The 12,583-nt window shown below is 45.9% G+C and carries 11 protein-coding genes; 4 read left to right on the top strand and 7 right to left on the bottom strand.

Annotated elements, in window-relative coordinates; genetic code table 11:
* Positions 1-21: 21 nt before the first annotated feature.
* Positions 22-846 (bottom strand): DUF2797 domain-containing protein, encoded by an 825-nt coding sequence (locus tag F0265_RS07270; protein WP_095560941.1) that lies wholly within the window; start codon positions 844-846, stop codon positions 22-24.
* A 278-nt stretch (positions 847-1,124) separates the two neighbouring features.
* Here F0265_RS07270 and F0265_RS07265 point away from each other — a divergent pair, with 278 nt between their 5' ends.
* Positions 1,125-2,426, top strand: coding sequence for a GGDEF domain-containing protein (locus F0265_RS07265; protein ID WP_171748386.1), 1,302 nt, complete (start codon positions 1,125-1,127; stop codon positions 2,424-2,426).
* On the opposite strand, the gene F0265_RS07260 is transcribed toward F0265_RS07265, so the two are convergent.
* Genes F0265_RS07260 through F0265_RS07250 form a run of 3 tightly spaced genes read right to left on the bottom strand, consistent with a single transcriptional unit; the run spans position 2,416 to position 5,224 of the window.
* Positions 2,416-3,162, bottom strand: a complete 747-nt coding sequence (locus tag F0265_RS07260; RefSeq protein WP_171748385.1) for an ElyC/SanA/YdcF family protein — start codon at positions 3,160-3,162, stop codon at positions 2,416-2,418. The two genes, F0265_RS07265 and F0265_RS07260, sit on opposite strands and share 11 nt — an antisense overlap.
* Positions 3,162-3,491, bottom strand: coding sequence for a DUF3392 domain-containing protein (locus F0265_RS07255; protein ID WP_171748384.1), 330 nt, complete (start codon positions 3,489-3,491; stop codon positions 3,162-3,164). The genes F0265_RS07260 and F0265_RS07255 overlap by 1 nt, the downstream gene beginning before the upstream one ends.
* A 44-nt stretch (positions 3,492-3,535) precedes the next feature.
* Positions 3,536-5,224 (bottom strand): NAD-dependent malic enzyme, encoded by a 1,689-nt coding sequence (locus F0265_RS07250; protein ID WP_171748383.1) that lies wholly within the window; start codon positions 5,222-5,224, stop codon positions 3,536-3,538.
* Between the two features lie 144 nt (positions 5,225-5,368).
* On the opposite strand from F0265_RS07250, the gene F0265_RS07245 reads away from it, so the two are divergent.
* The 3 genes from F0265_RS07245 to F0265_RS07235 all read left to right on the top strand — a co-directional run bounded on the left by F0265_RS07245 (position 5,369) and on the right by F0265_RS07235 (position 9,111).
* A complete protein-coding gene (locus F0265_RS07245) occupies positions 5,369-7,714 on the top strand; it encodes a helicase-related protein (RefSeq protein ID WP_171748758.1) in 2,346 nt (781 codons plus the stop codon).
* A 224-nt stretch (positions 7,715-7,938) separates the two neighbouring features.
* Positions 7,939-8,316 (top strand): transporter, encoded by a 378-nt coding sequence (locus F0265_RS07240; protein ID WP_065740328.1) that lies wholly within the window; start codon positions 7,939-7,941, stop codon positions 8,314-8,316.
* A gap of 165 nt (positions 8,317-8,481) precedes the next feature.
* Positions 8,482-9,111, top strand: coding sequence for a porin family protein (locus tag F0265_RS07235; protein ID WP_171748382.1), 630 nt, complete (start codon positions 8,482-8,484; stop codon positions 9,109-9,111).
* Between the two features lie 60 nt (positions 9,112-9,171).
* Here F0265_RS07235 and F0265_RS07230 read toward each other — a convergent pair whose 3' ends face one another.
* The 3 genes from F0265_RS07230 to F0265_RS07220 all read right to left on the bottom strand — a co-directional run bounded on the left by F0265_RS07230 (position 9,172) and on the right by F0265_RS07220 (position 12,571).
* A complete protein-coding gene (locus F0265_RS07230; RefSeq protein WP_171748381.1) occupies positions 9,172-10,362 on the bottom strand; it encodes an amino acid aminotransferase in 1,191 nt (396 codons plus the stop codon).
* 209 nt (positions 10,363-10,571) lie between these two features.
* The gene (locus tag F0265_RS07225) at positions 10,572-12,077 is read right to left on the bottom strand and encodes an HD domain-containing phosphohydrolase (RefSeq protein WP_171748380.1); all 1,506 of its coding nucleotides are present in this window, start codon (positions 12,075-12,077) and stop codon (positions 10,572-10,574) included.
* Between the two features lie 248 nt (positions 12,078-12,325).
* The gene (locus tag F0265_RS07220; RefSeq protein WP_171748379.1) at positions 12,326-12,571 is read right to left on the bottom strand and encodes a hypothetical protein; all 246 of its coding nucleotides are present in this window, start codon (positions 12,569-12,571) and stop codon (positions 12,326-12,328) included.
* Between the last annotated feature and the right edge of the window lie 12 nt (positions 12,572-12,583).

Below are 12,583 nucleotides of genomic sequence, written 5' to 3'. Positions count from 1 at the left end.
TTAATTCAATGTATCTTTGAATTAAGCGCTGACTTCCACTTCGTAGGAAGTGAATTTGCGGATGTTGATAACACCAGTATCAAAAATCATATACTGACCTTTGATCCCCTGTAAGACGCCAGTCACTTCAGGGTTCTTATCAAAATTATGCGACGTGATTTTTGTCGGGTGCTGCAAAACTGGGTAGCTGATGGAGGTGATATCAGCGCTGAGTATCTCAATCGCATCATCACCGAATTGCTGTTTGATCTCAGCGATTTTGTCCTCAACCAAAGGCAATAGCTCTGCAAACTTCTCTTCAAGTGGCATTGGTTCGCCATCTTCTTTCAACAAAGTTCGCCAGTTAGTTTTATCTGCAATGTGCTTTGCCAACTCAACTTCTATCAGCCCTGAGATCTGACGAGTCTTTACTTTGAATATTGGTAGACCTTGGGTTGCCCCTTGATCAATCCAACGTGTCGGGATCTGTGTATGGCGGGTAATTCCGACTTTGAGGCTAGATGTATTCGAAAGATAGACGAAATGATCAACCATGCAGTTATCTTCGCCCCACTGCGGCTCGCGACATGTGCCTTGATCATAGTGACACGTTTCAGGTTTCATAATGCACATATCGCAGCTGGCGAGTTTTTTCATGCATACAAAACAGTGACCTTGGGAATAGCTCTTCTTAGTCTTTTTCCCACAAGAGCTACAAAAAATGTTGCCCGTGTGAGTCAAGGTGATGCTCTGGCCGATAAAAGGTTTGAGATCGACGAGTTCTTCGCCAACCGGAAGACGATAGTGAACCTCACCATCTAAGGAAGCACGCATTTTACTCAGCGTACCTTTTGCGATTAAAGACATGACATTGCTCTTTTTTATATTTTACAGCTCTTATATGGATTGGTGTTTTAGTCGAGCTGTTTTACTCAGAGCTAGTGTAGCAGAGAAAGCGATTCGGCAATAATACTAGCTTCGTTACCATACAAAAGTGCTAGTCTTTACAAAGAGAATTATTGAGCTTACTCGTATTTATGTCTTTCAACATCAGGGAAAGCCACACACATTAGCCATTAACATAATAAGATTCCGGGCTAGCAAAGTTCTGCCGCGAAAAGATAGGAATCATTAAGGTCATTACATTGAAAGCGATTCATAAAGTCGTATTTATACTGGTCATTTTGACCGCGTTGATTGTTCAGCTTTATTGGGTATACGGTGACACACGTGTGTACAGCGTATCGCCTGACTCGTTTATTTACGAGACAACCGATGACAGTGAACAGGGAGGCTCCTCGGTGAGCAACCTAGTTGTCGAAGACCAAAAAGCCATTCTCAACTGTGAACTCGTTGAAACTGACCAGTATGAATGGCCTTATTGTGGCATTTCAATCAAACGCTTTATCGCTGCAGATGAAGGCATTAATCTCGAAAAGTATCACACCGCCAGACTTAATATCGACTTTAAGCAGTTGGATCCACGCTTTCCACCTAACCCGTCAATGCGCTTCTACCTAAGAAACTACAATTCGGCTTACTCCTCTGCTGAGGATGCCTATACGCTCAAGTTTAATGGTATTGAATACACACCGGGGAATGGCAACGGCTCAATTGACGTGCCGCTAAGCAGTATGCAGGTGATGACGTGGTGGTTAGTGGACAACAAGATCCCAGTTCGGCATGCAGCGCCTGAATTCAGCAATATTACTCTGATTGAACTTGCCACTGGTACAGACTGGTATTCTGGTCAGTACAAGATGACGATCAACAGCATCGAATTTATCGGCAGTTATATCTCTGGCGAAACCCTGATGTTGTGTTTACTGGTTGTGTGGGTCGGTTTAGGTTTGATTTACAGTATTAGTGAGCTGAGACGAAGCCAGAAGTTGGTGCTATCGGTACAGCAACGTCAGGGCCACCTCAAGGAAATGAATGAAAGGCTGAGACAAAAGAATGTCGAGTTTGCGGATCTGGCTCATCGAGATGCCCTCACAGGGGCAATGAATCGCCACGCTATTCGCGACTGGCTAAACAGCGAATACCATGGTGAACACGGCAAAGCTTTATCTGTCATCTATCTAGATATCGATTTCTTCAAACAGATCAACGACAAATATGGGCACGCAATGGGGGATGACATCTTGCGTGAATTTACCATGGTCGTTCTTACCCAGTTACGTTCTGATGATCATTTGGTACGCTGGGGCGGTGAAGAGTTTGTCGTTTTTTGTCCGGACTTAGTTTTGGATGAAGTGGTGCAGGTGGCAGAAGATATTCGAGAGAAAGTGGAAACGCATAGCTGGGTGCATGGTGACAAGTTAACGACCAGCCTCGGGGTTGCATCCCTTACAAGCGAAGGAACGACGGAAATGCTGACCCGAGCAGATGAAGCTTTGTACCAAGCAAAAACTAACGGGCGCAACCGAGTTGAAATCAGTTCGTAGCCGCTTCCTCTTCCATTACACTTTCTTCAACCACGATCTGCTCAGCTTCGTTTGTATTAATCGGCTCTTTAGGACCAAGGAACTTTGGTTTGGCTCGGGTGATATACAGGTCAAGCACGGCTTTAGCGCGGGCAAATACTTCTCTCAACCTTATTTGATAACCAGAGTGTGTTGATGGCCCCGGTACTGCGAAGCACTTGGCGTTGATATTGTGAAAATTGGCGATGAATAATGCTCGCTCGCAATGGAACTTTTGTGTGATGATCAAGAAGTTATCAGTGTCGAAAATCTCTTTTGCGCGAACAATAGAATCGAGGGTGCGGAATCCAGCGTAATCGAGATAGATATGATTCTCTGGCACTTCCGCTTTAAGCAAGTCACGCTTCATTGTCCAAGGTTCGTTGTAAGAACGGTGAGCATTGTCACCGCTTAACAGAAAATTATCGACTTTGTCATTTTGGTATAAATCAATCGCGGCGTTAATACGATTGGTGTAGTAATCATTGAGGATCTTACCGAGATATTTACTCGTTCCCAGCACAACGGCAACATCGAAATTGCCGATTTGTTCTGTGTTGGTATAGAGCTGATCTTTGGTTTGATAAGAGACCCAACGATCAATCAAGAACAGGGAAATAGCCGCACAGATAAGCAAGAGTGGGATATAGCGAAGCCCCTTTAGCGCGTAGGCCAAATAATGGTCAGAGGGTTTAGGTCTGTGAAAGAGTCTTCGCACTAAATTTGTCGATTCCGTTGAGCCCATGAACCAATCAATATAAAGCTGACAATAATAATGGAGAACATGATGCCAGCGTCCATATCACGCAATGTCCGAGCGAGGTAAGGGGTTGCTTTAACAATGATTAAGCCGTAACCAAAGGCGTTAATCAAGACAAATACTACGGTTCTGAGTACAAAGTTGTGGTTTCGCAGCGTTCTTCTTAGCAAAGTGTTGACCTCGCCCCCCGCCATCACAAGGAAGCAAGCAATCAAAGCTGTTGATATTTCAGTTAAATAAGGAAGTAGGTATTTTCCCGCAGGGGAAAGGAATTCAAAAATCATCATAAACAAAAAAGCCCCTGTCACCAGGGGCTGAATCAATATAGAAATTAGAATGAAGTACGCTTGTAACGACGGTAAACTGGTTGCCAGAAGTGGTTTTCAATCGCTTCTTCCAGTGCTTCGTCTGTGATTTCTAGCGCAACACCTTGTTCGATGGCTTTCTTCGCTACCGCAAAGGCGATCTTCTTCGATACCGAGTGGATCGCTTCAAGAGGCGGCAATAGCGCACCTTGACCATTGATCGCCAAAGGAGAGCATGTCGCTAGCGCACGGCTTGATTCCATAAGCATTTCGTCAGTAACGCGTTTCGCCTGTACGGCGAGTACACCTAAACCAATGCCTGGGAAAATGTAGCTGTTGTTACATTGAGCGATTGGGAACGTCTTACCTTCGAATACAACCGGATCAAATGGGCTGCCTGTCGCGACCAAAGCTTCGCCGTTTGTCCAACGGATAATGTCATGCGGTGTAGCTTCCACACGGCTGGTTGGGTTCGACAGTGGGAATACGATCGGGCGAGAGCAGTGTTTATGCATCTCTTTGATAACATCTTCACTGAACAAACCAGGCGCGCCAGATACACCGATAAGCACCGTTGGTTTTGCGTTGCGCATAACGTCAAGCAGTGAGTAACCATTGCCTTCCGCTTCCCAGTCACCCGTGTTGCTGTGCTTCTGAACAAGGCGTTGTTGGAAGTCGAGCAGGTTAGGCATGCCTTCTTGCAGTAGGCCCCAACGGTCAACCATGTATACCTGAGAGCGTGCTTGCTCGTCAGAGATACCTTCCGACACCATTTGAGCAATGATCGCTTCTGCGATACCACAACCTGCAGAACCAGCACCAAGGAAAGTTACACGCTGCTCAGACAGTTGCGTGCCCGCTGCCTGACATGCTGCCAGTAGTGAGCCAACAGTAACAGCAGCTGTACCCTGAATATCATCGTTAAAGCAACAAATGCGATCTTTGTAGCGCTCTAGCAGAGGCATTGCATTTTTCTGTGCGAAATCTTCGAACTGGATAAGGGCATCTGGCCAGCGGCGCTGAACCGCCTGAATAAACTCTTCAACGAATGCATCGTATTCAGAACCAGTAATACGTGGATGACGCCAGCCCATATACATTGGGTCTGCAAGGCGCTGAGGGTTATTAGTACCGACATCCAGTACGATTGGCAGCGTGTAAGCTGGGCTGATACCGCCACACGCGGTATATAGAGCCAGCTTACCGATAGGAATACCCATACCACCAATGCCTTGGTCACCAAGACCAAGAATACGCTCACCATCCGTTACAACGATGACTTTTACGTTGTGGTTGGATGCATTGTTAAGTAGGTCATCGATGCGGTCGCGGTTAGCGTAAGAGACAAAAAGACCACGGCCACGGCGGTAGATGTTAGAGAAGTTTTCACATGCCGCACCTACAGTTGGTGTGTAGATGATAGGCATCATTTCAGAAACGTGGTTCTGCACTAAGCGGTAGAACAGGGTTTCGTTAGTATCCTGAATATTACGCAGGTAGATGTGTTTATCCATATCGCTTTCAAAGTTGCGATACTGCTGGTAAGCACGTTCCACTTGTTCCTGAATTGTTTCAGTTGTTTCTGGTAACAAACCTTCCAGGTTAAAAGATGCTCTCTCTTCCGCTGAGAATGCACTGCCTTTATTGAGAAGAGGCGTACTAAGAAGCGCTGGACCAGCGAAAGGAATATATAAGGGGCGTTTGTCGTTATTCATCACTTGCCTATTGTCGTAGGGTCTTAAGGAACGGGAACCAGAAAATGATAGGGATTAGTGATCATATTGTAAACCGAATATTCATGCATTCTGGCACAGATTAAGTATATACTTTCCGCCTTTTCCATGATCTCAACGCAAACGATGTTCAGCTTACCTATAGATACCCTCAAAACCGACTTTCTGAACCTTCTTTCTGCTCACCATATGATAGTAGAAGCGGAAACTGGCTCGGGCAAATCAACCCGATTACCACTATGGGCAGCGGAACAGGGGAAAGTGTTAGTAATTGAACCTCGGCGTATCGCCTGCACTTCATTAGCACAGTTTCTCGCAGAGCAGAAAAATGAGCCGCTTGGCCGTTCAGTGGGGTATTCGATTAAGCTGGAAAACCGCTGTGATGAGGAGACGCAAATTGTCTTCGTGACTCCGGGTGTTGCACTACGTTGGTACTCTGAAAATCGGCTCAACGACTTCAATACCATTATTGTTGATGAGTTTCATGAGCGCCGCTGGGACACCGACTTGCTGGTGGCACTATTGAACCAGCACAATCAACATCGTTTAGTGATTACCTCTGCGACCATTGAAGGTGAGAAGCTTGCACGTTATGTCGGTGCCGAACGTCTGCAGGCAAAGGGGCGTAATTTTGAGGTAGCCATTGCTCATCGTGCTGGGGATTCAAGGCAACTGCCGGATAGCCGAAATCTGGAGCAGAAAGTCCGAGCAGAAGTGGAAAGTTTGCGTGATCTGGATGGTGATATTCTGGTTTTCTTGCCTGGGCGTAAAGAAATTACCCAATGTCAGAGCGCACTCGCACATATTGATGAGTTGATAGTGGCGCCGCTGCATGCTTCAGTGACAGATAAACAGCGAGAGATTGCTCTTAACCAGCAAGAGAAGCAGAAAGTGGTGCTTGCAACTAACGTTGCTGAAACTTCACTGACCATACCGAATGTGGTTGCCGTGGTTGATTCTGGTTTGGAGCGACGTACAGAGCAGAGAAACGGTAAAACTACTCTGAGCCTAAAACATATTTCCAAAGCGAGTGCGAGACAGCGTAGCGGCCGAGCGGGTAGGGTGATGGATGGTATCTGTATTCGCTTGTATGGCGAACACGCTGCGTTAGCGGATGTGACGCCACCAGAGCTTCATCGGGAAACACTCACCGAAGCTATGCTGGCGTCCGCCAGTTGTGGGCATCCTCTCTCTGGGCTGAGCTTTTTGGAACCATTGCCAGAAAAGTCGTTTGTTCAGGCAACAAACATTTTGCGTGGAATGGGTGCGATCGATGAATCTGGTCTAGCGACTCAGCATGGGCAACGTATTTACCCGCTTCCGATTGATGCTTTGTATGCTGATTTGGTGACTCGAATGCCACATCGAAAGCTGCAAGAAGCCATGGTGGATTTAACCGCGGTTCTGGCGACACCAGCATCCTTATACCGTTTATCGTCAAATGAAGAAGCGCTAGAACAGCTTGGTAAAGAAGAGCCTTTGGGATGCGACGCTGAAATAGCCATTAAAGTGGTGCGCGGAGACGTACTTCCCGGTGTGACCATTGATCAGGAAGTGCTCAAAGATGCACAGGCGCTTTGTCAGCAAATGCGGGCAGCATTCGAGCTACCTGAGCTTAGCGTTGCTTCCCGTTACTCTCATAATGAGTTGGTTGAAGCAATCGCGTCTCTGCATCCTGAGCTGCTGTTTGTCAGAAGAGAGCGGCGCCGCGAAGCACTAGGTAACGGCCAAATGGAAGTCACTTTGGGCCGTGCAAGTCGTTTGCCTGACAACATTGAGGCGGCACTGGTGCTGGATACCCACAGCTTACCGGGCCGTGGTGTTAAACAAACACTGACTCTTGCGACTGTGACGATGCCAGTCAGGCTATCTCTTTTTGAAAAGTTGGAGATTGGTGATTGGGTGGAAGGCGATGTGATCAGCGTGAACGACGTTCCCCATGTCGAACTCCATATGATGTATGCTGGCCGAAAAGTGGCCTCGAAAAAAGCCCAAGCACAGGGCGAGTTTGCGATTAAACCACTACTCGAAGCCGTTAAGCGTGAAGAGCTGCTACCGGGATTTGCTCAGCAGCGACATCAACAAATCGAACACTGGAAATTGTACCAATCACTGGATAAATCCTCCGGTTCGCCGATTCATGAATCGTTGACGTTTGACTCTTGGTTTACGGAACAACTCGAAACACTGGAACTGACGGATGTGTCGGAGCTAGCGATGTTCAGCGCAGACGATTTTCCTTTTGAAGGTATCCCTTATTGGGAGTATGAAGAGTTTGCTGCCATGTACCCGTTCGAACTCTACATTGGTGATCTGCAATTGAGCGTTGAATATCAACCAATGAAGAAACTGGTGTACGTGGTGTATAAATCGGGTTTGCGAAAAGGCGACCCGAAACGCTGGGAACTGCCGAGATGGGCAGGCTGGCGTGTGCAATACAAAAAAGCGAGTCGGATTATTGATATCCGCTAGCCAGAATAATTATCCATTTGCTTGGGATAAATTTCGGCCCTGAAATATTACGCAACTGATTACCCATGTCTCTATCTTGTGCATCTTTTGTTATCGGGTTGGTTTTGATATAGCTTTTTGACCGAAAAAATGGGTATAAAAGATGATTGTTTTATATCCTATTGCTATATGGCTAACGATAGACGATATTGAGGATACTGTGTTGCCTACCAGAGGAGATTGATATGGAACATCAGGGCAAGACAAGTGTTGTATTCGACTATACCTCTTTTCTTGGCGCGTCGTGCAGTAAGAAATGGACCTTCTTAGAAGCAATGAGTACCTTCGCACCCATCTTTAGTTTGGCTTGGAAAAGCACGATTAAAGAAGCGGTATCGGCGGAAGACCGCTTGTGGGATCAGGCGATGAAATCCTTGTCAGCCAGCAGAAGTGATGAGTCTAATATTCTGACGCTGATGCAATTGGCAAGAAGTGAAGGCATTGAAGAGCTGAAACTGGTTATGCCGTATGAGTTAGAGCGAGAACAAATCGAAAAACTGAGGACCCGTTCTAATACTCACATTGAAAGCCATCAGCAAGATGAGTTGATCATTACTTTCTAAGGCCCGAGTTCGGGCCTTTCTCTTTTCTGATAATCCTATTTATCTCTCAATAACTTGCGTCAAAATGATCTATACTTTCAAATCCAGAACGGCAGTCATTTCTCATTATCGAGAATGCGTTCTCTCCCATACACTGGCTTTATTCGTCTGTATAAAGAGGTATTCATGGAAGTAAAACTGCCTTATCTCCTTGCTCCAATGCTCTTGGCTGCGTCATTGTCTGCTTACGGGCAAAGTACGACTAACAACCTCAATTACAACTTTCTATACGCGGACTTAAGTGCGGGATCGCTTGGTGAGAATTTGGGGGTAAACAGTAATGTGACTTCTTTAGCGGTCGGCGGCAACATGCTTATCGACAACCAGTTTCTCGCTACACTGGATTACGAAGCCAGATTCATCCATCCGCAAAACACCACCACAGAAATTTATACTTTGCTACCTGGTGCGGCATTTAGGTATCCGCTAGAGGATAAGTGGGATTTGGTCGTAGGCGCGAAAGCTGGTTTTATTTGGTCAACACAAACTAACGATATTACGGATGCGAAGATTTCGAGTGACAATAAGTTCATGTGGGGCGGTGACTTAACGCTTAAATATGAATTAAACAAGTTCTGGGAGTTGTCAGTGACAGGTGGATTACGACGAAGCGATATTCTGGACGAGGATATCTTTAATATGCGTGGTGATTATCAGGTGTCGACGAAATTGGTGGTCGGCGGTTTCTATACGCATCGAAACAATGGTTCAACGACGACCAACGAAGGTGGCGTGAGCCTACGCTATTTGTTCTAGGTGTTATTAAATAAAAAAGAGCCAGCATCTGCTGGCTCTTTTTTATTGGAATCTTATCGCTTATAGAACAGCGGCAAGTGCCTTACAAAGCGGTAGCATGTTTGAACGAGTCATACCTGCTACACTGATGCGGCCTGAACCTACAATGTAGATGCCGAACTCATCTTTAAGGCGAGTCACCTGTTCTTTTGAAAGACCAGAGAATGAGAACATACCGTTTTGACGCTCAATAAAGCTAAAGTCAGCGTCAACGCCTTGCTCTTTCAGTGTCGCAACAAACAGCTCACGCATGTCTTGAATGCGGTCCCGCATTTCTTTTACTTCTGCTTCCCATTCATTGCGTAGTTCAGCATTGTTAAGAATATGCGTCACAACTGCACTACCGTGCGCTGGTGGGTTAGAGTAGATAGATCGGATGATCGCTTTCACTTGAGAGAATGCTGTGCTTGCTGTGTCCTCTGACTCTGCAACCAAGGTAAATGCACCTACTCGTTCATTGTAGAGGCCAAAGTTTTTGGAGAACGAGCTCGCGACTAAGATCTCTTTGTTGTACTTAGCAAAAACACGCAAACCTGCTGCATCTTCTTCAACGCCTTTCGCGAAACCTTGGTAAGCGAAGTCAAAAAGAGGTAGCAGCTTTTTGTCTGCAACCAGCTTAGCTAGTGCTTCCCACTCTTCAAGCGTTGGATCAATACCCGTTGGGTTATGACAGCAGCCGTGAAGAAGGACAATGTCACCGGCAGACGCTTTTTCAAGATCTGCTAGCATTGCCGCGAAATCTTTATCTTTTGTCTCAGCGTTGTAATAGCTGTACTGAGCGGTTTCGATACCCGCTGCAGTGAAGACACCGTTGTGGTTAGCCCAAGTAGGGTTGCTGATCCAGATCTTCACATCGCCCAATTGACGCTTGATGAATTCGCCTGCAACGCGCAATGCACCAGTACCGCCAGGAGCTTGAGCAGTTTTTGCTAGCTTGTTAGCAACGATGTCTGAATCTGCACCAAACAGTAGTTTCTGCACCGCTAGGCCATACTCAGCGGTCCCTTCGATGGTGAGGTATGACTTGGTCTTTTCGTTTTCAATCAGCGCTGCTTCCGCTTTTTTAACGGTTGCTAGAACAGGGGTCTCACCTTGTTCATTTTTGTAAATACCAACGCCAAGGTTAATTTTGTCTGCGCGAGAGTCTTTTTTGAACTCTTCTGTCAGTCCGAGGATAGGATCTGCAGGTGCAGCAACTACTTTTTCAAACATAATTGTCATCCATGTTAGTCGAAGGGAGGATATAAGTATTTCGGTTATTTATACCTTATCTGCGCGCGCTGAGACAACATCAACCAGTAAGAAAATTACAAAATAAGTACATTTTGTTATCACTCAGCGCCTAACCTGCATTTTTCCAATAAAAAGCAGGTCAAAAGTGGCTGAGCTTTGCAATTAGATGTGAAGTCGTTGGCAGGAATTTAAGCAGGGGCATTGGCTTGAAGTTCTTCCAAAGCCATCGCGTTTTCTTCTGCTTCTAAGCTACGGTATTTGTCGGCGATATCGACAAATTCCTGCTCTATGGTGAGAAAGGCGTCAACCAGTTCAGGATCAAAGTGACTGCCTTTTCCTTCTAGGATAATGGATTTGGCTTTCTCGTGGCTAAAGGCCTTCTTATACACACGCTCGGAGATGAGAGCGTCATACACATCGGCAAGCGCCATCAAACGGCCAGAGAGCGGTATTTCGTCACCTTTTAGACCCTTAGGATAGCCATTGCCGTCCCATTTCTCATGGTGCGTCAGAGCGATCTCTTTCGCCAATTGAAGGAAGGAATTACTGCCCAGATGTTTTTCTGCTATCGAGAGGGCTTTGGCGCCAATCTCTGGGTGACGTTTCATTGTCTTAAATTCTTCGTCGGTAAGCTTACCGGGCTTGAGTAGGATATTGTCAGGAATACCCACTTTACCCACGTCATGCAACGGCGCAGATTTGTACAGCAGCTCGATGTAATTAGGGGTCAGAAGCGCTTTATGTTTATCAAACTGGCAAAGGTAATTTGCTAATGCGCGAATGTACTCTTGAGTACGCAAAATATGCGCGCCAGTTTCGTTATCTCGAGATTCAGCCAGCGCAGAAAGGGAAACGATAGCAACATCGCGCGTGGTTTTGACTTCGTCTTGAGTCGATTGCAGGCTATCGAGCATCTTATTGGTCAGAGAGGCCATCGAACCTAGCTCATTGTGCTCAAAGATAGGTAAACGCTTGGAAATATTACCCTGAGCGACTTCCAGTAAAGAACACTCCTGAGACAGCAGTACTTTGCGCATCAGTTTGGTCCATAGGACGAGAATGGTTACTACATACGCGCCAAGTACCAGCGACAAATAGATAAACTCTTTAATGACACTGATGGTTCCGCTGCCATCAAGAACACGCTCAGGGTTGTGTTGCAACCAGAATATGTCTTTTACCGCCACCATGGTGAGCATGGTTGTTAGGGTGATTAGCAACATGCAAATCATCATGATCATTTGTTTGACCATAGACTGACGTTCGCCACTGAGTTCAAAATGATATTGTTCTTCCTGAGAGAGCTGATCAAACTTCTCAATCTTGGAAACGAGTTGCAAAATTAAGCCAGAGAAGAAACCAAACAAGGTCATCCCAAACAAAACCTTGAGGTTACTGTCGAGCCCGAAATCGTATTGGACGTTATAGAATATCGCGAGTGGAATACTGCCCATAAAAAATAGGGTGGCATCTAGTCGGGCTTGGCGCTGTTCTTCGAGTAAAGAGTGGTTATTGAGCAAAAAGTGTCGAATGAGAAACAGTGAGCCAAAGGTCACACCGACGTGGAATAATATCTCTTGAGTTGTCAGTGTTTCTAGAAAGGGGCAGACTCGGCCGCCATAAGTACCAAAAACCACTGCCGCAATCGCATACAGTTTCAGTGTTAGAGGCGCGTTATAGTTTGAGTTAACCATCTTCTAGCCCTTGTTTTTATAGCCGCACTCAGCTTCAACCAGCCAAGTTTCATATTCTTCATTTATAAAATGACCAGCGATACTATCGTTTAATTTCGAGTTTAGATACATTTTTGCAACTTTAGTAGTAGTGGTAGTACCAATTGAGAGTGATATCAACGGCCTAAAGACTGCAAAAATAAAGTCACACGGCCGCGTCCGAACGTGTGACTTAGTAGAGTGATGTTCTGAAATGAGCTCGAAAAGAATTACTTTAGCTTTTTCGCTGCCCAGTCATTTAGATGTGAAAGAATCGCTTTGATAGCATGCTTTTCAGTGGGCTTCTCACCTTGGTCCACATCTATGTCTTTTTTAGGGTGTGAACCCGTTGCGTCTTCGGCGATATGTAGCCAGTCCGGATGCCAGTAATATGGCTGACCGTGTGGAGCAATCCAGCTATGAACACCGTTGCTTTCACCTTTGTATTCGATATGTGACTCATCGTATTTCTTCATTATTATCGGTCC

This window comes from Vibrio sp. RE88, from assembly GCF_013113835.1.
Taxonomy (GTDB): Bacteria; Pseudomonadota; Gammaproteobacteria; order Enterobacterales; family Vibrionaceae; genus Vibrio.
Note: the sequence above shows the minus strand (reverse complement) of the source record. Positions and strands in the feature narration are given on the sequence as shown.